Origin of the sequence: Bacteroides luhongzhouii, from assembly GCF_009193295.2 — a bacterium.
GTDB lineage: Bacteria > Bacteroidota > Bacteroidia > Bacteroidales > Bacteroidaceae > Bacteroides > Bacteroides luhongzhouii.
Map to the genome: position 1 here is coordinate 2,800,807 of NZ_CP059973.1, position 26,940 is coordinate 2,827,746.

Here is a 26,940-nt window from a genome sequence, read left to right on the forward strand (position 1 = left end):
CACGCGAAACCTAAAAATATAGAAATTAGAGTGCAAAGGTATTTCATTTATTTGGCTTATGACGGAACCAACTATCATGGTTGGCAAATTCAACCGAATGGGATTAGCGTGCAGGAATGCCTGATGAAAGCGTTGTCCACTTTTTTGCGTTGCGAGATAGAAGTAGTGGGGGCGGGAAGGACAGATGCCGGAGTACACGCTTCTTTGATGGTAGCTCATTTCGATTATGACGTCCCTTTGGATACGGCTTTTTTGACAGAAAAGTTGAATCGTCTGTTACCTCCGGATATTTCCGTTTATAAGGTTTGCAGTGTCAAGCCAGATGCTCATGCCCGCTTTGATGCAACCTCAAGGACATATAAGTATTATGTAACCACAGCAAAGTATCCTTTTAATAGGCAATATCGTTGGCGGATTTATAGTTCACTGGATTATGAGAGGATGAATGAGGCTGCACGTATCCTTCTCGAATATAGCGACTTTACAAGTTTTAGTAAATTGCATACGGACGTAAAGACCAATATTTGTCACGTTACTCATGCTGGATGGACAAAAGTGGAGGGCGAGGATACTACTTGGGTATTTACCATTTGTGCCGACCGTTTCTTGCGGAATATGGTGCGTGCCATAGTGGGCACATTGATTGATGTGGGGCGTGGCAAACTTTCTGTTGAAGATTTCCGGCGAATCATCGAACAGCAAGATCGGTGCAAGGCCGGAACATCTGCTCCGGGGCAAGCCTTGTTTTTGGTGAATGTAGAATATCCGGAAACGTTGTTTATCAGTGATTAGCGGTTGGGTGATTAACGAATTGCTTTACCTGCATTTTACAACTCATAACTTACAATTTATAACATATTCTCATGTGGTTATTATTAGCATTTCTCTCGGCTACTTTGCTGGGATTTTATGATGTATTCAAGAAGAAATCGTTGAAAGATAATGCGGTACTTCCCGTTTTGTTTCTAAATACATTTTTTTCCAGCCTCATCTTTCTGCCGTTTATCCTGATATCCGTATATAAACCGGACTTGTTGGGAGGAACGATATTTAATGTTCCCGTTGTTGGCTGGGAACAGCATAAATATATTATTATCAAGTCGTTCATCGTGTTGGCTTCGTGGATATTCGGATATTTCGGAATGAAACATCTACCTTTAACCATAGTGGGACCTATCAATGCTACCCGTCCGGTGATGGTGCTCGTGGGAGCGATGCTGGTATTTGGCGAACGGTTGAATCTCTATCAATGGATCGGGGTAATGCTGGCCATTGCCTCTTTCTTTATGTTAAGTCGTTCGGGGAAGAAAGAAGGAATTGATTTTAAGCATAACAAATGGATCTTCTTTATCGTGCTGGCTGCCATTACAGGTGCTATCAGCGGATTGTATGACAAGTATCTGATGAAGTCTTTGAATCCGATGCTGGTACAATCCTGGTATAATGTTTATCAGGTGTTTATTATGTGTCCTATCCTGTTATTGCTTTGGTGGCCTAAAAGAAAGTCTACCACTCCGTTTCGCTGGGACTGGACGATTATCCTGATTTCTATCTTCCTTTCGGCTGCCGATTTCGTTTACTTTTACGCATTGAGTTATGACGATTCTATGATTTCCATTGTTTCGATGGTCCGTCGGGGAAGTGTGGTGGTTTCTTTCACTTTCGGTGCACTTTTCTTCCGTGAAAAGAATTTAAAAAGCAAAGCGATTGACCTTATACTGGTGTTAATCGGAATGATATTCTTATATTTGGGGTCTAAAAGTTAAAACAGTTACACAAAATCTGTTTGTCACAGGTTAAATAAGATAGATATGAAAATAAATAAACTTGTAATCACTATATTCTTTTCTGCTGTCGGACTCTTTGCTTCGACCGCTCTTTGGGCACAAGAAGCCAAAACACTGTTTGTGAATATACCGGATTCTCTAAGCCCGTTACTTACCAAAGTAAACCGGGAAGATTGTATTGACTTTCTGGAAAGTAAGATGAAAGCGCAAGTAGAGAACCGTTTCGGCAGGAAGTCGGAGATGACTGATCTAAGTAAAGATTATATCCGTATGCAGATGTCGCCTCAATCTACCTGGCAGATGAAAGTGTTGGCTTTGAATGACTCGACGAGTGTGATCTGTACAGTCTCTACTGCTTGTGCGCCTGCCTGCGACAGCAGCATCCGTTTCTATACAGATGACTGGAAACCGCTTACAGCATCTCTCTTTATTACTCTGCCTGTGATGGGCGACTTTCTGAATACTCCGGATTCAGCAGGCGTTTATGAGTTTGACGAAGCACGCCGTTCGGCAGATATGCTATTGATGAAAGCCGATTTTAATAAAGAAAATACAGAACTGACTGTAACATTAACTACTCCTGACTATATGGCAAAGGAGATGGCAGAGAAGCTGAAACCATTTCTCCGTCGTCCTATTGTCTATCATTGGAAGAATGGAGCATTTGTTAAATTGAAAATAGAGGATTAAAAATTGAGAAATTGGGATTATTCAATAATATCCCTGATTAAAGATATCAAAAAAGGCAACCAATTCTTTACGAGTTAGTTGCCTTATATTTTTTTATCTTGAGAATATCTCGAAATAGCTACACCGCAGCGTAGCTTATTTCTCAATTTTTAATTCTCAATTTGACAAGCATTCGTTGATAAATGCGATCATTTCCGGTGTGTTGGCTTCCACACTTTGAAGTAATTTGAATTGTGCTTTAGTACGAACCAAATTATGTTCCGGATATTTTATTTTATAATAAGTATCTCCATTGATATAGTCTGCCAAGAACCGTACACACTGCATGTATGGGAATAAAGCGGCTGCATAAGGGAGATTCTCAATCTCAATTGGAGTCAGGAATGATTTGGCTCCTTTCAGGTAACCTTTAGTAAACGCTTTGAATATTTCCATATTGAAGTTTACACGATCAAGGTCTTTATCGTCTTCATCACCCGTGTTGGCACCTGTACGGAGGAAATCCCCATAATCGGAGAAAATAAAGCTGGGCATTACCGTATCCAGGTCGATGACGCAAAGCACTTTACCATTCTCGTCGAACATCATGTTATTCACTTTCGTATCGCAGTGGCAAACACGTTTGGGGAGCTTTCCTTCACGATGTAAACGTTCTGCTTTACACATCTCATCTGCACGCTTCTCTATTTCATCCAGATAGTATTTCACTTCCGATACCCGTCCGACAGCATCTTTCGCAACAGCTTCACGTAATTGTTTGAGACGGAACTCCATGTTGTGGAAGTCAGGTATGGTTTCACCCAATGTTTCCGGAATATCGGCCAGCATGGCCTGGAAGTTGCCAAATGCTTCTCCAGCATAATTTGAAAATTCGGGATTCACCGTTTCATACGTTTTGGCACGTGGGATGAATACCATCATACGCCAATAGTTATCACCGTCGAACCAGTATGTCTTACCCTCTTCTGTTTCGAGGAAGCTCAACACTTTGCGTTCTATATCCGATTCTCCTGCTTCCGCCAGTTTTTTGCGAATGTGATTGGTGACAGCAGTAATATTGGATTGAAGCATTTCTACATTCTGAAAAATGGCATGGTTGATGCGTTGCAGAACGTAGTCGGGAGCATCTGCTTCTTTGGTGTTTACCTTGTAAGTGTCGTTAATAAGTCCTGTACCCAAAGGTTTGATTTCTTCAATCGTACCTTGGACTTTAAATTTAGCTACAATGCTAGATAAATCTTTCATGGGTTTTTTCTTTAAAAATTTATACTAAGGTTATCGATAATCATATTTAGCTGCTTCATTGCTCCGTAATACATTACGGGCGGCATTCTCATCATGATCGGCTACTTCTTCCGGGCTAAAGTTATTCCATTGGTAAGGGTGGGGCAGGGGCTCTTCAGAGTCAAAGTCTTCGATAGAGTTGCGCAAGGCATTGAAACCGATCGTACTGTCGGCTACCAAAACCAGACCGTTTCCTTTGGCGGGAGATAAAACGATCCAACGGGTATCGGTGTGATGTCCGTTTTCCTGTGGACGTACATAGTTGAAGTACATTTTATCTGCTATTGTCTTATATATGCCAACGAGTGTTCCATGATTACGGTCGATATAGTTTTCTTCCGGACCACGGCCAAAGTATTGTACATTGTTCATCTGTACCGGCAAGCGGTAATACTTGCTCCGTTCGAACTTGCCGCTCAAGGCATCAGCGCGATTGTTGTATGTCATGAAAGAAGTACGTGGGTACTCCTTGTTGACTTCAACTACCTGTACATCCTGCCAATAAGTTTTCACAGCTTTTTCAGCCATTACATTAAATGTTGTCAGGGAAAATATTCCCATGAAAATGCCTGTTAATAAATTGGGGGTTGGTCGAAATTTCATGTTTCTCAATATTGTTTCTTCATTTCTTTTTTATTTTACTTTGATATGATCGAATCCTTCTCCATAAACTCCGATGACAGCACTTTGTGATACAAATGCATTCGGGTCTATATCTTTAATCAACCGGAAGATGATAGGCGATTCCCTCTTTTTGGCTAATACGAACATCATCTTTACTTCTCGTCCTGTATAAAAGCCGGTTGCATTGATTATCGTAACTCCCCGGTGTGGATACTCGTTGATATGCCGTCCTATTTCTTCATATTTATTGGATATGATAAAGAACTGTACGGATTGGCGTGCACTATTCACTACCTGATCGAGAACGAAGCTACAAATATAAAGAGTTACAAACCCATACACCACTTTTTCCCAGTCTTTTAAGACAAAATAACTGGAAGAAATAATAATCATATCGCAGATAAGTACTACTCTTCCTAATGTGATGTCCCGGTATTTGTTGATGATGGCTGCGATAATATCCGTACCTCCTGTGCTTCCGTTTGCCGAAAAAGCAACCCCTATACCGCCTCCACAGAAGGATGCTCCGATGACACATGCCATAAAGGGCTGGTCGTGGAGGAGGCCGAAACCTGCTGTCAGCTTTTGGATGACAGACAGAAAGAAGGTGAGGGTAAATACTCCAAAAATAGTTTTAATGCAAAACTTCATCCCCAGCAATTTGAGGGCCAGTAACAATAGAAAGAAGTTGATGCTGAAGTACGTATACTGTACGGGAAAACCCGTAGCCCAATATACAATAGAAGCAATACCCGGTACTCCTCCGGTCGTGATATCGTTCGGAAGTAGAAAAACGGTCCAACCGATACCATACAAAATCATGCCGATGGCAATCATTACATAATCTCTGGCTTCACGGATAATGCTTTGCTTAGAAGGTTTTGGAATAACTGTTTTCATAAACGTGATTATGATAATCTATAAAATGTTCAAACACGGCCCCATGAATAATCCGGCTTTGGGGGAGAAGCCGGATTGGTTCATTATGCTCGTACTAAAAGGATATATTCTTTTTTTTATTTTGCAAAAGCGTGACGATAGCCTTGTACTTTATTCCATCCGCCGCGAGTGAAATCGGGGACTTCTACCGGAGCAGAATTGTTTTCGATGGAAAGTCTGGTAAGTTCGGCCATGCAGCACCACTCTGCCAGGTCATAAACGTCCATATCTAATGGTAATCCATTTTGCAGGCAATATGCCAGACGGTAGTCCATGATAAAGTCCATACCACCGTGACCGCCTACTTTCTTGGCAGTTTCTTCCAACTCTATGTGAATTGGATCTTTATATTTATCCATCAAGGCTCTCTTTACATTTTCAGGTACAGAGCCATGTGCATTCAGATTTTCATGATTAGGCACATTTTTAGAATCAACTTGTGAAGGTCTCAGGCAATATTCTTCAATCGGATATTTGCTTGCATAACCATCGGCTCCCACTATCTGATACATACGACTGTATGGACGGGGTGTCATTACATTGTGCTGGATTAGCATCGTTTTGCCATTTTCTGTGCGAATCAAAGTCGAAGTCTGGTCACCATTTTGGAAGTCGGTCACTTCTTCTCCTGTTTGTTTCTTAATGTAAGCCGGCCCATTGACAGCTTTCGTATCCATAGATACCAATGTCTTCATACGGTCGCCACGGTGGATATTAAGTACCTGACAAGCGGGGCCCATGCCATGAGTTGCATATACGTCACCGCGATGTAGGTGATTATAATCCATTCGCCAGTTGTTCCAGTATTCAGGCCAGAAATCTTCCAGGTTGTGGATATATGAACCTTCTACATGAAGCACTTCTCCGAATACGCCCTGTTGTGCCATATTTAAAGAAGTCAGTTCAAAAAAGTCATATACACAGTTCTCGAGCTGCATACAATGTTTGCGGGTCTTTTCAGAAGTATTGATTAACTGCCAGATTTCATCCAATGTCATAGCGGCAGGAACTTCGATGGCTACATGCTTGCCGTGTTCCATGGCATAGACACCCATTGCAGCATGATGCTTCCAGTCTGTAGCTATGTATACAAGATCAATATCGTCCCGTTCGCAAAGTTTTTTCCATGCATCTTCCTCTCCGCTGTAAGAAGCAGCTGCAGGGAGTCCGGCATTTTTCAAAATTTCTTGTGATTTTTCAACACGTTCGGGAAGCAGGTCGCATAGCGCTATAATCTTAGTTCCCGGAATATGAGTCCAGCGTGCTACGGCACCGGGACCACGCATTCCTAAGCCGATGAAACCGACACGTACGGTATCAATTTTAGGAGTAACGAGTTGGATTACATCTTCTTGTCCGGCAGGGCGGGTAGGAGTCTCTACTTTGATAGGAGTAAAGGCTTCCGAAGCCTTTGGCTGTTGAGTACAACTGGTGTGCCAGGTTAACAAGGCCAAGCCGATAGCAGTGGCTATGAGTAGTTTTTTCATCATATTTTAAGTTTCTAATAGGGGTTATACGCTGTTTTTCATTTACGTGTCAAAAATAGTAATTAATTAGCCAATTATTTATATTTATAACCGATATTTTATATAGGAGGGTGTGCTAACCGGAGTACGTGCGATTGTGTCGGAGAATCTTTCATAATTTTAGTGGTCTAAAGTAAAACAAAAAAAGAGAATCCAATTTCTCAGATTCTCTTTAAAGAGCGGAAGACGGGGCTCAAACCCGCGACCCTCAGCTTGGAAGGCTAATGCTCTATCAACTGAGCTACTTCCGCAATTTTTGTGGGCAAAGATGGATTCGAACCACCGAAGTCGAAAGACAGCAGATTTACAGTCTGCCCCATTTGGCCACTCTGGTATTTGCCCTTTTTTGCTTTTGAGGAGGTTTGTTTCTCAATTGCGGTGCAAAGATACAACTATTTATTTAAACTCCAAACAAAATCGATCATTTTTATTGCAGTAATTGCACATTCGTCTCCTTTGTTACCCAGTTTGCCACCGGCACGATCCTCTGCTTGCTCCATCGTATTTGTGGTAATTAATCCGTAAATAACTGGTATATCGCCAGTTGCGTTTAATTCGGTAATTCCTTGGGTTACTCCCATACAAACATAATCAAAATGTGGAGTATCTCCTTTAATTACGCAACCAATTGCAATAATTGCATCAAGATCGCAATTTTCCATCATTTGATTGGCGCCAAAAGTAAGTTCGAAACTTCCCGGTACAGTTTTTACCAAAATATTTTCGTCTTTTGCTCCATGTTTTTTTAATGTATCGACTGCGCCTTTCAGTAAAGCACCGGTAATATTGAAATTCCATTCGGATACGACGATGCCAAATTTCATTGCTTCTGCATTCGGAACGGAATTGAAATCATATTCGGATAAGTTATGGTAAGCTGTTGCCATAGTAAATTAAAAGTTGAGAATTATAAAATGAAGTTTGAGAGCATGGAAAATCAAGAAGAAAGGCACGGATTTCACGGATTCCACGGTTTTAATAGATAGTCCGCTTAATCCGGTGTAATCCGTGCCTCGATTTCCTTATATAATAAGGTATGTTATTTTTTCATCAATTTAGCCTGTTCGATATATTTGTCGATGTCCATAGCTTGATAAGACTGGAAGTATTTATCCTTGATCTTAGTGTAAGCGTTTACAGCATCGTCATATTTTCCTTGTTTTACCAGGATTTCTCCGGCTTGTATCAGGAAAATCGGGCTTAATGTGTTGTTGTCGGCTTTGTCTGCTGCCGACAGTAAAGTAGAAGCAGCTTTGTCCAGTTGGCCAAGTTGTGCATAGCAGTTACCTGCAGCGCCCAAGATTGCCGGCGCAACCATTTGGTCTTTTCCATTGAAGCTATCCAGCATCTTCACTGCTTCTTCATATTTGCCAAGTTGTGCGTAGCAAATACCGGCATAAGCTTTAGCCAAATTAGCCGCTTTTGTTCCGCTGTACTCATCAGCTACTTTCAAGAAACCTGTGTAGCCGATGCTGTCACCGTTCAAAGCCTGCTCAAAAGCATCCTGCTCAAAGTATTCCTGTCCTTTGAAAAGAGCTGCCTGTGCTTTTTCTTCACGTGGTTCAGCATAGAGGTTTTTGTACATGATAAAACCTGCTACAATAATAATCACAGCAACAACACCGCCAATAATTGCGTTTTTGTACTTGATAAGAAATGCTTCCGATTGTGTCAGTGCATCTTCTACGTTCAGATGTTCATTCTGATTCTTTTGTTCTGCCATTTTATATGATTCTTTTTGTTATTATTCACAGTTTGATATTTCGACTCGCAAAAGTAGTTTTTTTATGTCTACAAACGAAATTTAGAAGCATCTTTTTTTGTTTTACACCCGAAAACCACGAAAATCTTGCTACTTTTGTGAACAAATTAACGTGTATACAATGATACTGAAACGAATATCCATATTAAATTATAAGAATCTGGAAGAGGTGGAGTTGGGATTCTCTGCCAAACTGAATTGTTTTTTCGGACTGAATGGGATGGGGAAGACGAATCTGCTGGATGCAGTGTATTTCTTGTCCTTCTGTAAAAGCTCCGGCAATCCGATTGATTCTCAGAATATTCGTCATGAACAAGACTTCTTTGTCATACAGGGGTTCTATGAAGCGGAGGACGGGACTCCTGAAGAGATTTATTGTGGGATGAAACGTCGTTCGAAGAAACAGTTTAAGCGGAATAAGAAAGAATATAGTCGTTTCTCGGACCACATCGGCTTCCTGCCTTTGGTGATGGTTTCGCCTGCCGATTCAGAATTGATAGCCGGAGGGAGTGATGAACGTCGCCGGTTTATGGATGTAGTGATTTCGCAGTATGATAAAGAATATCTTGAAGCACTGATACGGTATAATAAAGCATTGGTGCAGCGTAATACATTGCTGAAGAGCGAGTTCCCGATAGAGGAGGAGCTGTTTCTTGTATGGGAGGAAATGATGTCTCAAGCCGGCGAAATCGTATTCCGCAAACGTGAAGCGTTTATCCGGGAGTTTATTCCTATTTTCCAATCTTTCTATTCTTTTATCTCTCAGGATAAAGAGACTGTGGAATTGTCTTACGAGTCTCATGCGCGGGATGCTTCTTTGCTGGAAGTGTTGAAGCAGAGCAGGGAGCGGGATAAGATAATGGGGTTCTCTTTGCGGGGAATTCATAAGGATGAGTTAAATATGCTGTTGGGTGAATTCCCGATAAAGAAAGAAGGTTCGCAGGGACAGAATAAAACATATCTGGTGGCATTGAAACTGGCACAGTTTGATTTCTTGAAACGCACGGGCAGAACTGTTCCTTTATTATTATTAGATGATATTTTTGATAAACTGGATGCTTCCCGTGTAGAGCAAATAGTGAAGCTGGTAGCCGGAGACAATTTCGGGCAGATATTTATAACAGATACAAACCGGGGACATCTCGACCGTATTTTGCATAAGGTAGGTAGTGATTATAAAATATTTCGTGTAGAGGAGGGGACAATTCAAGAAATGGGGGCTGACAATGAAGCGTAATGATGCCGAACAAATAGGAAAACTGATTCAACAGTTTCTTCGTCAGGAGAGTTTGGAATCTCCGCTGAACGAGCAAAGACTGTTGGATGCCTGGCCTCAAGTCTTGGGACCGGCGGCGGCTTATACCAGCAATCTTTATATTCGTAATCAGACATTGTATGTGCATCTTACTTCTGCAGCTCTCCGGCAGGAGTTGATGATGGGGCGTGAAGTATTGGTGCGCACACTCAATCAGAGAGTCGGCGCTATGGTTATTACAAACATTATTTTTCGTTGAGGAAAGGGATTCTGTCTATAACCTTTATACCCAGTTCTCGGAGTGTTTCGGTTGCACGGTTGTAATAAAAAGGATTTTCCAGATATTGATTATCGTGTGCGTCTACACCGATGATCGCGGTGCAACCTTCATGGGCAGCTATTTCCCAGAAATCCGGGTAGGGAATGGTGGTAATTCCATAAATGTCATTATACTCTTCATAACCGAGATTATATTCCAATGGTAGGTTTAACCGTGCTGCTGTCCGGCAGATATGTCTGCTGACCAGTTTGCAGTGATGATCGAATTCCGGGTAGGAACGCATGAATAGATCCGGATGGGCAAGGTAGGCAAATAGTCCGCTTTCCATTCCTTCAATAGCACTCTCTTCGTAGAGTTCGAGCATGTCTACCGAATCTGTATTCCGACCGAAATAGGGAAACTTCTCATCTGTATGAAAATGGTGATTTCCAAAGATGATATAATCTAGCTTATATTCTTTGATGATTCCTTTTAACCAGTGTAAATATTCAGGAAAGTATTCACATTCCAATCCTATTTTTATACTGATTTGATGCTTATATTTCTCTTGTAGCGAACGGAGGCTTTCCACATATCCCGGTAGCTCTTCGGGAAGCATCCGGATGTCGGAGATGTAATCGGTGTGGTATTTCCACGGAGTGTGGTCTGAAAAGCCTAATTCTTGATAGCCGCCTTTGATGGCGCTTAAAACAAATTCTTCGTCACTCCCTGTCGCATGATGGCAGCGGGTGGTATGGGTGTGATAATTCGTCTTCATTGATTGTTATAATTATATCCATGCGGACGTCGAATGATTCCGCAGGAACTTCTTCTACTAATTGAAACGGGAAACAAATCCCAGCTTTGTAGGCTGATGGTATGCGCGGCAAGAGGCGGTCGTAGTATCCTTTTCCCCGTCCCAAACGGTTACCTTTTACGTCGAAAGCTACTCCGGGAACAACGATGAAGTCGATGGCTGCATAGTCTGTGAATGCTTCCCCGGTTGGTTCTTCTATGCCATAGACACCACAGATTGACATATTTTCGGGTCCGGTATATATCCGAAGCTCTAAGTCATCGCCTACTACTACGGGGAGCAGGATTTGCTTCTTATCGCTCCATTTCCGGATAAACGCATGTGTATCTACTTCGTCATTTAGCGAATGGTATAGTAGTACGGTATTTGCCGCCCTGAAAGCCGGATGGGCTTCAAGGGCGGTCAGTATGTTAGCTGATTGCAGCTTTCGCATAGTCGAATCCGCGTGTTGGGTCTTCAGTAATGCTATATGCTTGCGCAGTTCTTTTTTTCTTTCCATCTTTTTTGTCCTTTGTCACTTCTTCCTCCTCGACGGCTACCGGAGCTTTTGGGAAAGCTTCTCCTTTTTCAAGTATTTCAATACCTTTAATGACGGTAGCATCTGTCTTGTTGAAATATTGAAGATAAGCTTCCAGTCCAAGCATATTGTAGATGATGTTACCAAAGAGGTTCTTCTCCAATAGTTTGTATGACTTTTGAATGAGGATGTTTCTTCTTTTCACTCCTTTACTGTCGGCAAAACGAACAAACTGTTCTACCAATCCTTGATGACGAAGATAATTCAGTAATTCTTCCTCTGTTTCATATTGGCTAAGTTTCTTCCGGTTGTTGTCAGTGTACTGGAATGTGAATTGAATAGTCAGTCCCCGGTTGATAACAGTAGAAAGATAAGAGGTGACTCCCGTTGTATCTTGCGGTACGAATATATCCGGCATGATACCACCACCACCATAAACAGTACGTCCCAGGCTGGTGTTATAACGTTCGCTCTCATTCTGCTTGATACTGTCGCGTGAGAAGAATTCCCCATGTTCGTAGCGGGTATATAAATCCAGTTCGTAGTTACGGTCTTTACCACTTTCGTATGGGCGTTGGATGCAACGTCCGGAAGGAGTGTAGTAGCGGGCGATTGTCAGGCGGATAGCTGAACCATCACTGAAGTCGATAGGCTGTTGTACGAGTCCCTTACCAAAGGAACGGCGTCCGACAACTGTACCCCGGTCATTATCCTGAATAGCTCCGGTGAAGATTTCACTGGCGGAAGCAGAACCTTCGTCAATCAATACAACGAGTGGCATTTTCTGACAGCTACCTGTACCGTTGGCAAATTCTTCTGCACGTGGATATTTACGGCCTTGAGTATATACGATCAATTTTCCTTCGGGCAGGAACTCATTCACCATGCGGATGGCAGCTTCCATATATCCTCCGGTATTACCGCGGAGGTCAATGATCAGACCTTTGCATTTTTTATGGTTGAGTTGTGCCAGTGCATTCAACAATTCTACATGACTGGTACGACCGAATTTGCTGACTTTTACGTAACCGATGTCATCGTTTAGCATATAAGCTGCATCAACGGTATTTTGAGGAATGTCTCCGCGGGTGATGTTGAAATGCAGTAAGTCTTTTTCTCCCGTTCGTTTGATTCCTAATTTCACTTGTGAACCTTTTGGACCTTTCAGAGTGCGCATAGCCCGTTCGTTAGTTACTTTCTTACCGACAAACAAACTGTCGTCTACGGTAACGATACGGTCGCCCGCCATCAATCCTATCTTTTCAGAAGGGCCACCCTGAACGACTGCATTCACATGAATGGTGTCGTTCTGTATGGTAAACTGGATACCGATTCCGCTAAAGCTACCTTCCAGTTCCGAGTTGACTTCTTCGAGATTTTGGGCAGGGATATAAGTTGAATGTGGGTCTAATTCGGCCAGAATTTGCGGCATAGCTTTTTCCACTAAGTCGGCCATGTTTACGGTGTCGACATATTGATCATCTACAATGCGTAACAATGCGTTTAGCTTATTGGAGGAACCGTTGATAATACCCAAACGGTTGCCGGCAAAATGCTTGGCATAAAATGTACCGATAAGAATCCCGACTACCACGCTGACTGCTATGATGACAGGTGTAAAACGTGAAGAGTTTTTTGTACTCATGTCTATTCCTTTTTTAAAACGTTCGTCTTCTTATTTATTCGGAGAGGAATGGTCATCTAATTCTGTGTAGATAACTTCGATTCCCGCTCGTTTTAATAACTCAATTCCATCTTCCAGGCGATAATGCTCGGAGTAAACTACCCGTTTGATTCCTGCCTGTATGATTAACTTCGCACATTCGATGCAAGGAGAGGCGGTGACGTACATGGTAGCACCGTTGCTACTGTTGTTTGAACGTGCTATTTTGGTAATGGCATTTGCTTCCGCATGCAGAACGTATGGCTTTGTCAGATTGTTTTCATCTTCACACACATTCTCAAAACCGGAAGGCGTTCCGTTATATCCGTCGGAGATAATCATTTTATCCTTAACAATTAAAGCTCCTACTTTACGGCGTTGACAATAGGAATTTTCAGCCCATATACTGGCCATGCGTATATAACGTTTGTCAAGTTCTAATTGTTTCTTTTTAGTGTCCATGTTGTTTACTATTTATTACTTACTACCCGGAAAACCATACGGAAAGTTTGTTTACCGGATGCTGGTTTGTATAAAAGGTATAAGTTGTTACTGTCTCCTTCATAAGATGTGGCAGCATTAAGCCCCTCTATGAAATTTTTGGCGAGTTTGTCGTCACCATAATTACCAGCAGTGGTAACTGTAGTTTTAAAACTGTTGTTCTTGGCGTTGGCACTCCATTTTCCTTCAAAAGTACTGGTTGCAATTACAGTCCCTTTTATATTTCCGTTAATTACATCTCCATCTACTGTGCCATCAAATACGATGTTGTATGTACCATTCTTATTAAGCTCTTTAATACTTGCTTTTTCCTGTTCCTCATTCTCCCAAAAGCCAAACATCTCATGACCTCCATCTACCGTGATATAATTTAGTTTCCAGGTTTTTCCTGTAAAGATAGCAGCTACATCGTCCGAATCATTACATCCTGAAAATAAAGGAAGCAATAAAAGCAATCCTACTATTTGAAATATACTTCTCTTCATATTTTATATCTAATAACTTAATACTTACTTTTTTATTCCATTTCTGATTAATAAGGCATCAATGCTCGGTTCCTGTCCGCGGAAACGTTTATAAAGTATCATCGGATGTTCCGTTCCTCCTTTCGACAGAATATTATTGCGGAATGAGTCTGCAACTTCTTGATTGAATATTCCTTTTTGCTTGAACAATGAAAAAGCGTCGGCATCCAGTACCTCTGCCCATTTATAGCTATAGTATCCGGCAGCATATCCACCAGCAAAGATATGGGAGAACTGTGTACTCATGCAAGCTTCTGGTACAACCGGCAATATTTGTGCATCCTTCCAGGCTTCCTGTTCATAAACTTTCACGTCTCCTTCAAAAGGAGTGTTGCGAGTATACCACGCCATATCAAGTAAACCGAAACTTAGTTGTCGCAGACAAGCATAAGCAACATTGAAATTAGAAGCGTCTACAAGACGTTTTATTAATTCATCCGGTAAAACTTCTCCTGTCTGATAATGACGGGCAAATGTATTGAGGAAATCTTTCTCTATGGCGAAGTTTTCCATAATCTGCGAAGGAAGCTCCACAAAATCCCAATACACATTAGTTCCACTTAAACTTCTGTAAGTGGAATTGGCAAATATACCATGCAGGCTATGTCCGAACTCATGCAAGAATGTTTCTACTTCATTGAATGTTAATAAAGCAGGCTTATTCTCGGTGGCCTTGGTGAAGTTCATCACGACAGATACATGCGGACGACTGTTTTTACCAGTCTTTTTATCTATCCATTGGTCTTTGTAACTCGTCATCCAAGCTCCGGCACGCTTACCTAAACGCGGGTGGAAGTCAGTGTATAAGACAGCTAAGAATTTTCCATCTTTATCAAACACTTCAAAGGCTTCCACTTCTTTATGATAAACCGGAATCTCTGTGTTTTTCCGGAAGGTAATTCCATATAACTTTTCTGCCAGCCCAAACACTCCTTTCTTCACTTGTTCCAATTCGAAGTAAGGACGAAGCATTTCTTCATTGATATTGAATTTTTTGTCTTTCAGTTTGTTTGAGTAATAACTCCAGTCCCAAGGCATTACAACAAAATCATCTCCCTGCTCTTCGCGGGCTAGTTCTTGGATTTCTTTGTATTCCTGTTGTGCGGTAGGGGCATATGCTTCCAGTAGTTGGTTGAACAGCTTGTATACAGCCTCGCTGTTTTCAGCCATTCTTTTCTTTAGCGTATATTCCGCATAATCTTTGTATCCCAATAATTGGGCTATTTTCATGCGTGTATTAGCTATCTTTTTTACAATGTCAATATTGTTAAATTCGTTATCGTGCGTACATTTTGTATTATAAGCCATATACAACTTCTGGCGTAAATCACGATTGTCGGAATATGTCATGAAAGGAACATAGCTTGGAGCATGAAGCGTGAATGCCCATCCTTCTTTTCCTTCGCTCTTAGCTGTTTCGGCAGCTGCTTCTATGATAATTTCGGGTAATCCGGCGAGACTTTCCTTTTTTGTCAACAGCATCTGATAGGCATTTGTCTCTTTCAGGTTGTTTTCACTGAAAGTAAGCGTCAGTTTACTTAATTCGGTAGTCAGACGGCGGTATTCTTCCCGCGCTTCTCCTTCCAAATTGGCACCATGGCGAACAAAACTGTTGTATGCATTTTCCAGTAACTGTTTTTGTTCCTGCGTCAGTTGCAAAGTTTCTTTTTGGTTATACACTTCTTTCACACGTGCGAATAACTTTTCATTCAGTGTGATATTATTGCTGTGTTCACTAAGCAACGGCATAATCTTTTGAGCGAGTTCTTGCAAATCGTCATTCGTTTCTGCGCTCAACATATTGCCGAAGACGGCAACTACTTTATCCAGTAATTCCCCTGACTCTTCGAAAGCTTCTATCGTATTGGTAAAATCAGCCTTTTCCGGATTCTGTATGATAGCCTCTATTTCAGCATTTTGTAGCTTGATTCCTTCGAGGATAGCAGGCTCATAATGTGCAGTTTCAATCCGGTCGAACGGCACGGTTTCGTGCGGCGTATGGTATTGCCCGTAGAAAGGATTCTGGGCATTTGTTATATTGTTCATAGTGCAAACTAGTATCAATGTTATTAATAATCTCTCCATAGAGGTACAAAGCTACTAAAATTGTAGCTTATTCAACGGATAACACGTTGCTTTTTAACAATATATAAAATGAAATGTATAAAAAAACCGCTACGGTTTCCCGCAGCGGTTTTCTATATGGTTCAGGCTTCTAATTAAGCGTTTACTGATGCCATGTGAGCGATCAAGTCAAGAACTTTGTTAGAGTAACCGATTTCGTTGTCATACCAAGATACAACTTTAACGAAAGTATCAGTCAAAGCGATACCTGCTTTAGCGTCGAAGATAGAAGTGCGAGTGTCACCTAAGAAGTCAGAAGAAACTACTGCATCTTCAGTGTAACCCAGAATACCTTTCAATTCGCCTTCAGAAGCTTCTTTCATTGCAGCGCAGATTTCAGCGTAAGTAGCTGGTTTAGCCAAGTTAACTGTCAAGTCAACTACAGATACGTCCAAAGTCGGAACACGCATAGACATACCAGTCAATTTGCCGTTCAATGCAGGGATTACTTTACCTACAGCTTTAGCAGCACCAGTAGAAGAAGGGATGATGTTGCCAGAAGCAGCACGACCACCTCTCCAGTCTTTCATAGAAGGACCGTCAACTGTTTTCTGAGTAGCAGTTGTAGAGTGAACTGTAGTCATCAAACCGTCAAGGATACCGAACTTGTCGTTCAATACTTTAGCGATAGGAGCCAAACAGTTAGTAGTACAAGAAGCGTTAGATACAAATTGAGTACCTTTTACATATGTTTTTTCGTTTACACCGCAAACGAACATTGGAGTGTCATCTTTAGAAGGAGCTGACATTACAACATATTTTGCACCAGCTTCGATGTGAGCCTGAGCTTTGTCTTTGCTCAAGAACAAACCTGTAGATTCAACAACGTATTCTGCACCAACTTCGTTCCATTTCAAGTCAGCCGGATTTCTTTCAGCTGTGATACGGATAGCTTGACCGTTAACGATCAATTTGCTGTTTTCAACATCTGCTTCAATAGTACCGTCAAATTGACCGTGCATTGTGTCATACTTCAGCATGTAAGCCAAGTAATCAACCGGGCAAAGGTCATTGATACCTACGATTTGAATATCGTTTCTTGTCATTGCAGCGCGGAAAACGAAACGTCCGATACGTCCGAATCCATTAATACCTACTTTAATCATTTTGTTTAAACTTTTAAGGGTTTTATAATATTTGTTCAAATATCTCTCTACCTCCGCACTTGTTTTATTTTCAAATGCGGTGCAAAATTACAAAAATGTTTTTATATTCGCACATTAAATTCACATTAAATATTGAAAAAAGATGGGAAAGAGTACATTTTTACAGGACTTTAAGGCGTTTGCTATGAAAGGCAACGTCATAGACATGGCTGTCGGTGTTGTTATTGGTGGTGCGTTTGGAAAAATCGTATCATCATTGGTTGCTAATGTTATTATGCCTCCGATTGGTTTACTGGTTGGCGGTGTGAACTTTACGGATTTGAAATGGGTGATGAAAGCGGCAGAGATCGGTGCTGACGGTAAGGAGGTTGCTCCGGCTGTGACATTGGATTATGGTCAGTTTCTGCAGGCCACCTTTGATTTTCTGATTATCGCTTTTGCTATATTTTTATTTATACGTTTGATTACGAAACTGACAACTAAAAAACAGGCAGAAGTAGCGGCTGCTCCTCCAGTTCCTCCTGCGCCAACGAAGGAAGAAGTTTTGTTGACGGAGATACGTGATTTGCTGAAAGAAAAGAATAGTTGATTCTAATTAAAATAAGGGAGATTCCAGGTGTAAACTTGTGAATCTCCTTCATTTTTCTCTTCATTATTAATATAGATTGCGTACTTTTTTCTACTTTTGCAACTCAATTTATTCAAAATCCAACCATTGATATGCAGGAAAAAATAATAATTCTTGATTTCGGTTCGCAGACAACACAGCTCATAGGCCGTCGTGTACGTGAATTGGATACGTATTGTGAAATTGTTCCTTATAACAAATTTCCTAAAGAAGACCCGACTATTAAAGGGGTCATTCTCTCCGGAAGTCCTTTTTCGGTTTACGATAAAGATGCTTTCAAAGTAGATTTGAGTGAAATTCGTGGTAAATATCCGATATTGGGTATTTGTTATGGTGCACAGTTTATGTCATACACCAATGGCGGAAAAGTGGAACCGGCCGGAACACGTGAGTATGGACGTGCTCATTTGGCTTCTTTCTGCAAAGATAATGTGCTGTTTAAAGGAGTACGTGATGGGTCGCAGGTGTGGATGAGTCATGGAGATACGATTACTGCTATTCCTGCTAGTTTCAAGAAAATAGCTTCAACGGATAAAGTAGAGATTGCAGCTTATCAGATAGAAGGGGAGCAGGTATGGGGTGTTCAGTTTCATCCGGAAGTATTCCATAGCGAAGACGGAACTCAAATCCTGAAGAACTTTGTGGTAGATGTTTGCGGTTGCAAGCAAGACTGGTCACCGGCTTCTTTTATTGAAAGCACGGTTGCCGAACTGAAAGCGCAGTTGGGTGATGATAAGGTCGTTCTCGGTTTGAGTGGTGGAGTCGATTCGTCTGTTGCGGCAGTGCTGCTGAATAAGGCTATCGGCAAGAACTTGACTTGTATCTTTGTAGATCATGGTATGCTGCGTAAGAATGAGTTCAAGAATGTGATGAAGGATTACGAATGTCTCGGTCTGAATGTGATTGGCGTTGATGCCAGCGAAAAGTTCTTTACGGAACTGGCTGGAGTGGCTGAACCGGAAGCTAAACGTAAGATTATAGGTAAGGGTTTCATTGATGTGTTCGATGTAGAAGCTCATAAGATTAAAGATGTGAAATGGTTGGCTCAAGGTACAATCTATCCGGATTGCATTGAGTCATTGTCTATCACGGGTACAGTGATTAAGAGTCATCATAATGTAGGCGGACTTCCTGAAAAGATGAACCTGAAATTGTGTGAGCCACTTCGTTTGTTGTTTAAGGATGAGGTTCGTCGGGTAGGTCGTGAGTTGGGGATGCCGGAACATCTGATTACCCGCCATCCGTTCCCGGGACCGGGGCTGGCAGTGCGTATTCTGGGTGATATTACTCCTGAAAAAGTACGTATTCTACAGGATGCTGATGATATCTTTATTCAGGGATTGCGTGACTGGGGATTGTATGATAAAGTATGGCAGGCAGGAGTTATCTTGTTGCCGGTACAGTCTGTAGGTGTAATGGGAGATGAGCGTACTTATGAAAGAGCGGTTGCTTTGCGTGCTGTGACATCTACAGATGCCATGACAGCCGACTGGGCACATTTACCTTATGAATTTATGGGTAAGGTGTCAAATGATATTATCAATAAGGTAAAAGGAGTGAACCGTGTAACCTATGATATCAGTTCCAAGCCGCCAGCAACTATTGAGTGGGAATAATAACACTTTATCACATAAAAATAGCCTCAATAGGAATTCCTGTTGAGGCTATTTTTATGATGGATAGTTTCTTTTTTTTGATTGGTCAGTGTCCGTATCTACTCTCTAAGCAGCTTCTGTGCGTCCGGAATAAGAATCTCTTTCCGGCGTAACTCTAATAATCCCTTATCTTGTAGTTCGTTGAGCGCTTTCGAAGTATTCAGCCGGGTATCGTCTAGGTAACGGGCAAGATCGTCCATCTTTACTTTGAATATCTTTTCTCCCTGTGTCTTTTCACAATGCAACAGGAAAAAGCGAATGATTTTTTCTGTTAAATCCTGTGTCGGTTCTTCCCATAAGCGGGAGTAAAGATTTTGTGCCCGGTTACTTACGATATTCATATAGTTGAGCCGGAATATTTCATATTTGAACAGATCGCTAAGTACGAATGCTTTGCTGATACTGACAGTATGCGCTTCCGTATGTGCTACATAAGCAGAAGCGTAATGGGTGTTCATGCCAAACAGCGACTGTGGTTCCAGCAGGTAAGGTGCTTCCATCTGTTCGATGACGGTGTATATATTTTCTTTGGAATTTGTGACGATAGAAACCTCGCCTTTTAACAGGAAGCAAAGTTGTTTACACGGACTACCACTCTCAATGATAGTTTCTCCCGCTTTATGCTTGATAAAGTGTAGTTTGACCTTATCCAGAATACTTGTGAAATCTTCATGACAAAGACCTTGAAATAAAGGCAATTGGAGCAAAGTGTCGAACATTGTTTCCATATGTTGTAATCTCTTGTTAATCGTACAAATTTACTCATAATACAACACCACTGTCAATATCTGACCCTTCTTTTTGTTTTTTTTATTGTTTGAATGTATAAAAATAGAGTATATTTGCAGAAAAAAAGGAGGAAATTATGTTTGCAGGCTTCAATTGGCAACAGATGGTTAGTGCGTTTATCGTACTTTTTGCTGTGATAGACATTATCGGCTCTATACCTATTATAATTAACCTGAAAGAAAAGGGGAAAGATGTGAATGCAATGAAAGCTACTGTCATCTCTTTTGCTTTGTTGGTCGGATTTTTCTATGCGGGAGATATGATGCTGAAACTTTTCCATGTAGACATCGAATCGTTTGCAGTTGCCGGTGCGTTTGTTATCTTCCTCATGTCTTTGGAGATGATTCTAGATATTGAGATTTTCAAAAACCAAGGTCCTATCAAGGAAGCTACTTTGGTGCCGCTTGTCTTTCCTTTGTTGGCGGGTGCCGGAGCTTTCACAACTTTGCTTTCTCTTCGGGCGGAATATGCCAGTATCAATATCATTATAGCTTTAGTATTGAACATGATTTGGGTTTACTTTGTAGTGAGTATGACTGGTCGTGTAGAGCGTTTCCTGGGAAAAGGAGGTATCTATATTATTCGTAAGTTCTTTGGTATTATCTTATTGGCTATTTCTGTAAGGTTGTTTACGGCCAATATAACGTTATTGATTGAAGCGTTGCATCGGTCTTGATCAGGCTTAATCCTTCTTGTTAAATTGAAAACTATTGTATCGGTTGTGCCAATACGATGGCACAAGTGTGTCAATACGGGTGACACGGGTTGGCATTTATAACGTTTCTTTTTTTTCTGTTTTATCTTCTTCTGTTGCTGTTGTTTCTTCTTCTATATTTTCTTCCTCTTCCGTTTCATCTGCAAAAGGTTCCGGCCGTTGCGGTCCGTGATTTACGAAAACGAAAGCGCAGAACGTTCCCATAATTCCTCCGCTAAGATGTCCTTCCCATGACATATTGGTAGGGGAGAAATAAGGAAACATATGCCATATAATTCCTCCATATAAAAAGGTAACAAGTAGAGAAATGGCAATGAGTGGCACATATTTGCGGAGAATGCCACTGAAAAAGAGGAAGAAAGCAAGACCATAGATCAGTCCGCTGGCACCGATGTGCCATCCCGGTTTTCCGATCAGAAAAGTAAGTAGTCCGCTTCCCAGCCAAATGAGAATAAAAATTTTATCGGCTATTCCTCGGTAAAAGTAAAAAAGACACCATGACAAGAAGAATAAAGGGATTGTATTTGCCAATAAATGACTGAATCCACTGTGTATCAGCGGATGGGTTAAAATGCCGGTCAGTCCCCGCTTCTCCATAGGATATACCCCCAAGCGAGAGAAGTCCCAGTCCATCCCAACTTCCATAATCTTGAGTATATAGAGAATAAAAATAAGAAACAAAGGCTTTGCTGCAGCCAGCATGATACGCTGAATATCTTGCTTCATGACATTCTTTTCTTTAGATATTTTACGCAATACTACGAATATTTGCACAAAATCTGAAAATAAAAAGCCTTTTTATTTTTGTTTTTATCTATAATTTGTACATTTGGGCGTTATACCCGTTGTATATGCTGTTACAGCCAATATATGCGGTATGTAACAATAAATAGATATACGATATAATGACCAATAATTAACCTTTAATAATGCACAACTATGAGTTATTTACGATTTGACAAGACCCTCATGACGAATCTGGAAGAATCTCTTCAAAGGGAAATCCTCCGGACGAACAAAGCAGGAGCTTATCATTGTACGACGATTGTTGATTGTAACACACGCAAATATCATGGCCTGTTGGTGATCCCAGTTCCCAATCTCGACGATGAAAATCATGTGCTGCTATCTTCTCTTGATGAAACGGTAATTCAACACGGTGCGGAGTTTAACTTGGGATTGCACAAATATCAGGGAAATAACTTTAGTCCTAACGGACACAAGTATATCCGCGAGTTTGACTGTGAGCATATCCCGGCAACAACTTACCGTGTCGGAGGTGTAATCCTCCGCAAAGAAAAAATCTTTGTACATCATGAAAATAGAATCCTGATTCGTTATACTTTACTTGATGCGCACTCGGCTACAACCTTGCGCTTCCGCCCGTTCCTCGCTTTCAGAAGTGTACGTGAGTACACTCATGAAAACCCGCAGGCAAGCCGCGAGTATCAACTGGTGGAAAATGGTATAAAAACCTGTATGTATCCCGGCTATCCGGAACTTTATATGCAGTTGAATAAAAAGTGTGAGTTTCATTTCATGCCCGACTGGTATCGGGGGATTGAATACCCGAAAGAACAGGAACGTGGGTATGACTTCAATGAAGACCTTTATGTTCCCGGCTATTTTGAAGTGGATATAAAGAAAGGAGAGAGTATTGTATTCTCTGCCGGAACTTCAGAAGTAACTCCTCGTAGACTGAAACAAACATTTGAGGCTGAAGTAGCTGATCGTACGCCACGTGATAGCTTTTACCACTGTCTGAAAAATTCCGCTCATCAGTTCCATAACCAACAGGAAGACGAACATTATATTCTTGCCGGTTATCCGTGGTTTAAATGCCGTGCACGTGATATGTTTATTGCCTTACCTGGACTGACGCTTGCGCTTGATGAGATCGACCAGTTTGAGGATGTGATGAAAACGGCGGAAAAGGCGATTCGTAATTTTATTAATGAAGAACCTGTCGGATACAAGATTTATGAAATGGAGCATCCTGACGTTTTGCTTTGGGCTGTCTGGGCTATGCAGCAATATGCCAAAGAGACTTCCCGCGAACAATGCCGTCAGAAATATGGAGAGCTTTTGAAAGATATTATGGAGTTTATCCGTCAGCGAAGACATGAGAATCTCTTCTTGCATGACAACGGATTACTTTTTGCCAATGGTACGGACAAGGCGATTACGTGGATGAACTCTACTGTGAACGGGCATCCGGTGATTCCTCGTACAGGATATATTGTTGAATTTAATGCGTTATGGTATAATGCGCTGCGTTTCATCGCTGATTTGGTGCGTGAAGGTGGTAATGTGTTCTTGGCAGATGAACTTGACGCACAGGCAGAAGTGACAGGAAAATCTTTTGTCGAGGTATTCCGTAATGAATATGGTTATTTGCTTGATTACGTAGACGGTAATATGATGGACTGGAGTGTACGTCCTAATATGATATTTACCGTAGCGTTTGATTATTCTCCTTTGGATCGTGCACAAAAGAAACAGGTGCTAGATATTGTAACCAAGGAGCTGCTCACTCCGAAAGGAATTCGTTCATTGAGTCCGAAGAGTGGTGGATATAATCCGAACTATGTAGGTCCGCAGATACAACGGGATTATGCTTATCATCAAGGAACCGCTTGGCCTTGGTTGATGGGATTCTATCTGGAAGCTTATCTTCGGATTTATAAGATGAGCGGGTTGTCATTCGTTGAACGTCAGCTGATTAGTTATGATGATGAGATGACAAACCACTGCGTTGGTTCCATTCCCGAGTTGTTTGATGGGAATCCGCCTTTCAAAGGACGTGGCGCAGTATCGTTCGCGATGAATGTAGCCGAAATACTGCGTGTCTTAAAGCTACTGTCTAAGTATTATTAAAAAAGGAGGAACGAAGATGAAAGTTTTAATGTTTGGATGGGAATTCCCTCCCAAAATATATGGTGGTCTTGCGGTTGCTTCTTATGGAATAACTAAAGGATTGAGTCTGCAGGGTGATATGGAAACGATTTTCTGTATGCCTAAACCTTGCGGCGAAGAAGAAAAGTTCTTGAAAATAATCGGTATGAATCAAGTACCCATCGTGTGGCGTGATGTCCACTATGACTACTTGAAATCCCGTTTGTTGGAAATGACACCGGAAGAATATTATTCTTTCCGCGATCATATCTATGCCGATTTTTCTTATATGCATGTGAATGATTTAGGATGTATGGAATTTGCAGGTGGTTATCCCGGGAATTTGCACGAAGAAATTAATAATTTCTCGATCATTGCCGGAGTAGTAGCCCGTCAGCAGGAGTTTGATATCATTCATGCGCACGATTGGCTGACTTACCCTGCCGGAGTACATGCTAAAATGGTTAGCGGAAAGCCGCTTTGCATCCATGTGCACGCTACGGATTTTGACCGTTCTCGTGGCAAAGTCAATCCTACTGTTTATTCGATTGAGAAGAATGGTATGGATCATGCCGATTGTATCATGTGCGTATCCGAGCTTACCCGTCGCACTGTTATTAACGAGTATCATCAGGACCCCAGAAAGGTATTTGCAATGCATAATGCTGTTTATCCATTGTCGCAGGAACTGCTGGATATTCCGCGTCCCGATCACTCAAAAGAAAAGGTGGTCACTTTCCTCGGACGTATTACGATGCAGAAAGGGCCGGAATATTTTGTAGAAGCTGCTGCGCTTGTATTGCAGCGCACTCGTAATATTCGTTTTGTAATGGCGGGGTCGGGTGATATGTTGAATGCCATGATTAACTTGGTTGCTGAACGTGGTATTGCCGATCGATTCCACTTCCCGGGCTTCATGAAAGGCAGGCAGGTATATGAGGTTTATAAGAACAGTGATGTATTTGTCATGCCGTCTGTCTCTGAACCTTTCGGTATCGCTCCGCTGGAAGCTATGCAGTGTGGAACACCTTCCATCATTTCTAAGCAGTCTGGATGTGGCGAGATTCTTGATAAGGTGATAAAAACTGACTACTGGGATATTCATGCAATGGCTGACGCTATCCATTCTCTGTGTACCAATCCGTCTCTTTTCGAATATCTCAAAGAAGAGGGAAAGAAGGAAGTGGATGGGATTACGTGGGAAAAAGTCGGCTTGAGAATCCGTGCTCTCTACGAGTCTGTGTTAAGAAACTATGGTAAATAACAAAACAATAAATAAAAATGAGAACTATCTGTCTTTATTTTGAAATACATCAAATTATCCATTTGAAACGTTATCGTTTCTTCGATATTGGTAATGACCATTATTATTATGATGATTATGCCAACGAAACGGGTATGAATGAGGTTGCTGAACGTTCGTATATTCCTGCTCTCAATACGTTGATTGAGATGGCGAAAAACTCGGGTGGTGCTTTTAAAGTAGCGCTTTCTATCTCGGGAGTAGCCTTGGAACAATTGGAAATTCATGCTCCGGCAGTCATTGATTTATTGCATCAGTTAAATGAAACTGGTTGTTGTGAGTTCTTATGTGAACCTTATTCACATGGTTTGTCTTCACTGGCTAACGAGGATTGCTTCCGTGAAGAAGTAATTCGTCAACGTGATAAGATGAAACAGATGTTTGGCAAAGAACCGAAAGTGTTCCGCAATTCTAGTCTGATTTATTCTGATGAGATAGGTGGATTGGTAGCTTCTATGGGCTTTAAGGGGATGTTGACGGAAGGTGCTAAACATGTGTTGGGATGGAAGAGCCCGCATTATGTTTATCACTGTAATCAAGCTCCAAGCCTTAAGCTCTTGTTACGGGATTTTAAACTCTCTGACGACATCAGTTTGCGTTTTTCTAATTCGGAGTGGGCGGAATATCCTTTGTTTGCTGATAAATATATCAATTGGATTGATGCATTACCACAAGAAGAACAAGTCATCAATATCTTTATGGAATTGAGTGCACTTGGTATGGCTCAACCGTTATCTTCTAATATTCTTGAATTCATGAAGGCACTGCCCGAATGTGCAAAAGCTAAGGGAATCACGTTCTCTACGCCGACGGAAATCGTAACGAAGCTGAAATCAGTGTCGCAGCTTGATGTTGCATATCCGATGTCATGGGTGGATGAAGAAAGAGATACTAGTTGTTGGCTGGGTAATGTCATGCAACGTGAGGCTTTCAATAAACTGTATAGTGTAGCAGAACGTGTTCATTTATGTGATGACCGTCGTATTAAGCAGGATTGGGATTACTTGCAGGCCAGCAATAACTTCCGTTTTATGACAACGAAGAACAATGGTATGTGGTTGAACCGTGGTATCTATGATTCTCCTTATGATGCTTTCACCAACTATATGAATATTTTGGGTGACTTTATCAAACGGGTAGATGCATTATATCCTGCCGATGTAGACAGTGAAGAACTAAATTCTTTGTTGACTACCATTAAGAATCAGGGGGATGAGATTACTGAATTGGAAAAGATATTGGCTAAATTACAGGCAAAAGTAGAAGCGGCAAAGAAAACGGCAGTTAAAAAGGCCACTAATGCTAAAGAGCCGGTAGTGAAAGAGGCCCCTGCTACTAAATCAAAACCTACTGCAAAGAAAGCTGAAGTAAAGAAAGCAACAGCCGAGCCGAAGAAGGCTACGGGGAAAGCTAAGAAGGCTGCTGTTAAGTAAGAAGTATAAGAATTTATTATATGGAACCGTGAGTGAGATAACATCAAACTCACGGTTTTTATTATGGATTAAGTTAAGATCTTTGTAGGAGAATATACTTTTGTAAGATAGTAATGCTATCTAATAGAAATAGTGACGCTATAT

At 41.4% G+C, this 26,940-nt stretch carries 25 protein-coding genes, 2 tRNA genes and 1 pseudogene; 11 read left to right on the forward strand and 17 right to left on the reverse strand.

Features of this window, described 5'->3' with window-relative positions; translation table 11 throughout:
• Positions 1 to 30 precede the first annotated feature (30 nt).
• The 3 genes from truA to GD631_RS09970 all read left to right on the forward strand — a co-directional run bounded on the left by truA (position 31) and on the right by GD631_RS09970 (position 2,477).
• Entirely contained in the window at positions 31 to 792 is a 762-nt protein-coding gene (gene truA / locus GD631_RS09960) for a tRNA pseudouridine(38-40) synthase TruA (protein ID WP_143258082.1), read from the forward strand.
• Between the two features lie 71 nt (positions 793 to 863).
• Positions 864 to 1,766, forward strand: a complete 903-nt coding sequence (locus tag GD631_RS09965; RefSeq protein WP_143258083.1) for a DMT family transporter — start codon at positions 864 to 866, stop codon at positions 1,764 to 1,766.
• 45 nt (positions 1,767 to 1,811) lie between these two features.
• The gene (locus GD631_RS09970; RefSeq protein WP_143258084.1) at positions 1,812 to 2,477 is read left to right on the forward strand and encodes a DUF3256 family protein; all 666 of its coding nucleotides are present in this window, start codon (positions 1,812 to 1,814) and stop codon (positions 2,475 to 2,477) included.
• Between the two features lie 156 nt (positions 2,478 to 2,633).
• Here the strand turns inward: GD631_RS09970 and GD631_RS09975 are convergent, their stop codons facing one another.
• From GD631_RS09975 to GD631_RS10010, 8 genes and pseudogenes are all read right to left on the reverse strand, one after another.
• Positions 2,634 to 3,722, reverse strand: coding sequence for a phosphotransferase enzyme family protein (locus GD631_RS09975; protein ID WP_143258085.1), 1,089 nt, complete (start codon positions 3,720 to 3,722; stop codon positions 2,634 to 2,636).
• Positions 3,723 to 3,785: 63 nt separating this feature from the next.
• A pseudogene (locus GD631_RS09980) lies at positions 3,786 to 4,151 on the reverse strand (beta-galactosidase small subunit-related protein); the annotation flags it as partial.
• Between the two features lie 243 nt (positions 4,152 to 4,394).
• Positions 4,395 to 5,285 (reverse strand): YitT family protein, encoded by an 891-nt coding sequence (locus GD631_RS09985; RefSeq protein WP_143258086.1) that lies wholly within the window; start codon positions 5,283 to 5,285, stop codon positions 4,395 to 4,397.
• Between the two features lie 116 nt (positions 5,286 to 5,401).
• Positions 5,402 to 6,811 carry a Gfo/Idh/MocA family protein gene (locus tag GD631_RS09990; RefSeq protein ID WP_143258480.1) on the reverse strand — a complete coding sequence of 470 codons (1,410 nt, stop codon included), beginning with the start codon at positions 6,809 to 6,811 and terminating at the stop codon, positions 5,402 to 5,404.
• Between the two features lie 217 nt (positions 6,812 to 7,028).
• Positions 7,029 to 7,101, reverse strand: a tRNA-Gly gene (locus GD631_RS09995).
• Between the two features lie 8 nt (positions 7,102 to 7,109).
• Positions 7,110 to 7,192: transfer RNA gene (locus tag GD631_RS10000), tRNA-Tyr, on the reverse strand.
• A 50-nt stretch (positions 7,193 to 7,242) separates the two neighbouring features.
• Positions 7,243 to 7,737, reverse strand: a complete 495-nt coding sequence (gene ribH, locus GD631_RS10005) for a 6,7-dimethyl-8-ribityllumazine synthase (protein WP_143258087.1) — start codon at positions 7,735 to 7,737, stop codon at positions 7,243 to 7,245.
• A 152-nt stretch (positions 7,738 to 7,889) separates the two neighbouring features.
• On the reverse strand, positions 7,890 to 8,573 hold the full coding sequence (locus tag GD631_RS10010) for a tetratricopeptide repeat protein (RefSeq protein ID WP_004316163.1): 684 nt from the start codon (positions 8,571 to 8,573) through the stop codon (positions 7,890 to 7,892).
• A 160-nt stretch (positions 8,574 to 8,733) separates the two neighbouring features.
• Here GD631_RS10010 and recF point away from each other — a divergent pair, with 160 nt between their 5' ends.
• Together recF and GD631_RS10020 are read left to right on the forward strand one after the other, a co-directional pair.
• Positions 8,734 to 9,849, forward strand: coding sequence for a DNA replication/repair protein RecF (gene recF, locus GD631_RS10015; protein WP_143258088.1), 1,116 nt, complete (start codon positions 8,734 to 8,736; stop codon positions 9,847 to 9,849).
• A complete protein-coding gene (locus GD631_RS10020; RefSeq protein ID WP_004316165.1) occupies positions 9,839 to 10,126 on the forward strand; it encodes a DciA family protein in 288 nt (95 codons plus the stop codon). Before recF ends, GD631_RS10020 begins: the two co-directional genes overlap by 11 nt.
• On the opposite strand, the gene GD631_RS10025 is transcribed toward GD631_RS10020, so the two are convergent.
• The 7 genes from GD631_RS10025 to gap form a co-directional block, all read right to left on the reverse strand.
• Positions 10,113 to 10,904 (reverse strand): histidinol-phosphatase, encoded by a 792-nt coding sequence (locus tag GD631_RS10025; protein ID WP_143258089.1) that lies wholly within the window; start codon positions 10,902 to 10,904, stop codon positions 10,113 to 10,115. The two genes, GD631_RS10020 and GD631_RS10025, sit on opposite strands and share 14 nt — an antisense overlap.
• The gene (locus tag GD631_RS10030; RefSeq protein WP_229067624.1) at positions 10,849 to 11,376 is read right to left on the reverse strand and encodes a 5-formyltetrahydrofolate cyclo-ligase; all 528 of its coding nucleotides are present in this window, start codon (positions 11,374 to 11,376) and stop codon (positions 10,849 to 10,851) included. Before GD631_RS10030 ends, GD631_RS10025 begins: the two co-directional genes overlap by 56 nt.
• On the reverse strand, positions 11,354 to 13,105 hold the full coding sequence (locus GD631_RS10035) for a S41 family peptidase (RefSeq protein WP_008020856.1): 1,752 nt from the start codon (positions 13,103 to 13,105) through the stop codon (positions 11,354 to 11,356). The genes GD631_RS10030 and GD631_RS10035 overlap by 23 nt, the downstream gene beginning before the upstream one ends.
• 30 nt (positions 13,106 to 13,135) lie before the next feature.
• Complete coding sequence (locus GD631_RS10040) at positions 13,136 to 13,585, reverse strand: dCMP deaminase family protein (RefSeq protein WP_143258091.1); 450 nt, start codon at positions 13,583 to 13,585, stop codon at positions 13,136 to 13,138.
• Between the two features lie 8 nt (positions 13,586 to 13,593).
• The gene (locus GD631_RS10045; RefSeq protein ID WP_143258092.1) at positions 13,594 to 14,109 is read right to left on the reverse strand and encodes a DUF4847 family protein; all 516 of its coding nucleotides are present in this window, start codon (positions 14,107 to 14,109) and stop codon (positions 13,594 to 13,596) included.
• A gap of 24 nt (positions 14,110 to 14,133) precedes the next feature.
• Positions 14,134 to 16,194, reverse strand: a complete 2,061-nt coding sequence (locus tag GD631_RS10050) for a M3 family metallopeptidase (RefSeq protein ID WP_143258093.1) — start codon at positions 16,192 to 16,194, stop codon at positions 14,134 to 14,136.
• Between the two features lie 173 nt (positions 16,195 to 16,367).
• Positions 16,368 to 17,378 (reverse strand): type I glyceraldehyde-3-phosphate dehydrogenase, encoded by a 1,011-nt coding sequence (gene gap / locus GD631_RS10055; protein ID WP_143258094.1) that lies wholly within the window; start codon positions 17,376 to 17,378, stop codon positions 16,368 to 16,370.
• A gap of 142 nt (positions 17,379 to 17,520) precedes the next feature.
• On the opposite strand from gap, the gene mscL reads away from it, so the two are divergent.
• Together mscL and guaA are read left to right on the forward strand one after the other, a co-directional pair.
• Positions 17,521 to 17,967: a large-conductance mechanosensitive channel protein MscL gene (mscL, locus tag GD631_RS10060; RefSeq protein WP_143258095.1), complete on the forward strand. Its 447-nt coding sequence runs from the start codon at positions 17,521 to 17,523 to the stop codon at positions 17,965 to 17,967.
• 131 nt (positions 17,968 to 18,098) lie between these two features.
• Positions 18,099 to 19,622 (forward strand): glutamine-hydrolyzing GMP synthase, encoded by a 1,524-nt coding sequence (gene guaA / locus GD631_RS10065; protein ID WP_143258096.1) that lies wholly within the window; start codon positions 18,099 to 18,101, stop codon positions 19,620 to 19,622.
• A gap of 98 nt (positions 19,623 to 19,720) precedes the next feature.
• On the opposite strand, the gene GD631_RS10070 is transcribed toward guaA, so the two are convergent.
• Complete coding sequence (locus GD631_RS10070) at positions 19,721 to 20,389, reverse strand: Crp/Fnr family transcriptional regulator (RefSeq protein WP_143258097.1); 669 nt, start codon at positions 20,387 to 20,389, stop codon at positions 19,721 to 19,723.
• Positions 20,390 to 20,526: 137 nt separating this feature from the next.
• Between GD631_RS10070 and GD631_RS10075 the strand changes: the two genes are divergently transcribed.
• Complete coding sequence (locus GD631_RS10075) at positions 20,527 to 21,126, forward strand: MarC family protein (RefSeq protein WP_143258098.1); 600 nt, start codon at positions 20,527 to 20,529, stop codon at positions 21,124 to 21,126.
• Positions 21,127 to 21,222: 96 nt separating this feature from the next.
• Here the strand turns inward: GD631_RS10075 and GD631_RS10080 are convergent, their stop codons facing one another.
• Positions 21,223 to 21,891 carry a rhomboid family intramembrane serine protease gene (locus GD631_RS10080; protein WP_143258099.1) on the reverse strand — a complete coding sequence of 223 codons (669 nt, stop codon included), beginning with the start codon at positions 21,889 to 21,891 and terminating at the stop codon, positions 21,223 to 21,225.
• Positions 21,892 to 22,104: 213 nt separating this feature from the next.
• Between GD631_RS10080 and GD631_RS10085 the strand changes: the two genes are divergently transcribed.
• The 3 genes from GD631_RS10085 to GD631_RS10095 are packed head-to-tail and all read left to right on the forward strand — an operon-like array spanning position 22,105 to position 26,796.
• A complete protein-coding gene (locus GD631_RS10085; protein ID WP_143258100.1) occupies positions 22,105 to 24,042 on the forward strand; it encodes a glycogen debranching enzyme N-terminal domain-containing protein in 1,938 nt (645 codons plus the stop codon).
• Positions 24,043 to 24,058: 16 nt separating this feature from the next.
• Positions 24,059 to 25,324: a glycosyltransferase gene (locus tag GD631_RS10090; protein WP_143258101.1), complete on the forward strand. Its 1,266-nt coding sequence runs from the start codon at positions 24,059 to 24,061 to the stop codon at positions 25,322 to 25,324.
• Positions 25,325 to 25,341: 17 nt separating this feature from the next.
• Complete coding sequence (locus GD631_RS10095; protein WP_143258102.1) at positions 25,342 to 26,796, forward strand: glycoside hydrolase family 57 protein; 1,455 nt, start codon at positions 25,342 to 25,344, stop codon at positions 26,794 to 26,796.
• The last annotated feature ends 144 nt before the right edge of the window (positions 26,797 to 26,940 follow it).

Excerpts from the sequence above, each read along its gene's own strand:
- GD631_RS10080 (WP_143258099.1), bottom strand. The coding sequence starts at position 21,891 with ATGAAGCAAGATATTCAGCGTATCATGCTGGCTGCAGCAAAGCCTTTG.
- GD631_RS10025 (WP_143258089.1), bottom strand. The coding sequence starts at position 10,904 with ATGAAGACGAATTATCACACCCATACCACCCGCTGCCATCATGCGACA.
- GD631_RS10090 (WP_143258101.1), top strand. The coding sequence starts at position 24,059 with ATGAAAGTTTTAATGTTTGGATGGGAATTCCCTCCCAAAATATATGGT.
- GD631_RS10085 (WP_143258100.1), top strand. The coding sequence starts at position 22,105 with ATGAGTTATTTACGATTTGACAAGACCCTCATGACGAATCTGGAAGAA.
- GD631_RS09990 (WP_143258480.1), bottom strand. The coding sequence starts at position 6,811 with ATGAAAAAACTACTCATAGCCACTGCTATCGGCTTGGCCTTGTTAACC.
- GD631_RS10095 (WP_143258102.1), top strand. The coding sequence starts at position 25,342 with ATGAGAACTATCTGTCTTTATTTTGAAATACATCAAATTATCCATTTG.
- recF (WP_143258088.1), top strand. The coding sequence starts at position 8,734 with ATGATACTGAAACGAATATCCATATTAAATTATAAGAATCTGGAAGAG.
- GD631_RS10045 (WP_143258092.1), bottom strand. The coding sequence starts at position 14,109 with ATGAAGAGAAGTATATTTCAAATAGTAGGATTGCTTTTATTGCTTCCT.
- GD631_RS10050 (WP_143258093.1), bottom strand. The coding sequence starts at position 16,194 with ATGAACAATATAACAAATGCCCAGAATCCTTTCTACGGGCAATACCAT.
- GD631_RS10010 (WP_004316163.1), bottom strand. The coding sequence starts at position 8,573 with ATGGCAGAACAAAAGAATCAGAATGAACATCTGAACGTAGAAGATGCA.
- GD631_RS10075 (WP_143258098.1), top strand. The coding sequence starts at position 20,527 with ATGTTTGCAGGCTTCAATTGGCAACAGATGGTTAGTGCGTTTATCGTA.
- GD631_RS10020 (WP_004316165.1), top strand. The coding sequence starts at position 9,839 with ATGAAGCGTAATGATGCCGAACAAATAGGAAAACTGATTCAACAGTTT.
- GD631_RS09965 (WP_143258083.1), top strand. The coding sequence starts at position 864 with ATGTGGTTATTATTAGCATTTCTCTCGGCTACTTTGCTGGGATTTTAT.
- guaA (WP_143258096.1), top strand. The coding sequence starts at position 18,099 with ATGCAGGAAAAAATAATAATTCTTGATTTCGGTTCGCAGACAACACAG.
- GD631_RS09975 (WP_143258085.1), bottom strand. The coding sequence starts at position 3,722 with ATGAAAGATTTATCTAGCATTGTAGCTAAATTTAAAGTCCAAGGTACG.
- GD631_RS09985 (WP_143258086.1), bottom strand. The coding sequence starts at position 5,285 with ATGAAAACAGTTATTCCAAAACCTTCTAAGCAAAGCATTATCCGTGAA.
- GD631_RS10035 (WP_008020856.1), bottom strand. The coding sequence starts at position 13,105 with ATGAGTACAAAAAACTCTTCACGTTTTACACCTGTCATCATAGCAGTC.
- ribH (WP_143258087.1), bottom strand. The coding sequence starts at position 7,737 with ATGGCAACAGCTTACCATAACTTATCCGAATATGATTTCAATTCCGTT.
- GD631_RS09970 (WP_143258084.1), top strand. The coding sequence starts at position 1,812 with ATGAAAATAAATAAACTTGTAATCACTATATTCTTTTCTGCTGTCGGA.
- GD631_RS10040 (WP_143258091.1), bottom strand. The coding sequence starts at position 13,585 with ATGGACACTAAAAAGAAACAATTAGAACTTGACAAACGTTATATACGC.
- mscL (WP_143258095.1), top strand. The coding sequence starts at position 17,521 with ATGGGAAAGAGTACATTTTTACAGGACTTTAAGGCGTTTGCTATGAAA.
- GD631_RS10070 (WP_143258097.1), bottom strand. The coding sequence starts at position 20,389 with ATGGAAACAATGTTCGACACTTTGCTCCAATTGCCTTTATTTCAAGGT.
- gap (WP_143258094.1), bottom strand. The coding sequence starts at position 17,378 with ATGATTAAAGTAGGTATTAATGGATTCGGACGTATCGGACGTTTCGTT.
- GD631_RS10030 (WP_229067624.1), bottom strand. The coding sequence starts at position 11,376 with ATGCGAAAGCTGCAATCAGCTAACATACTGACCGCCCTTGAAGCCCAT.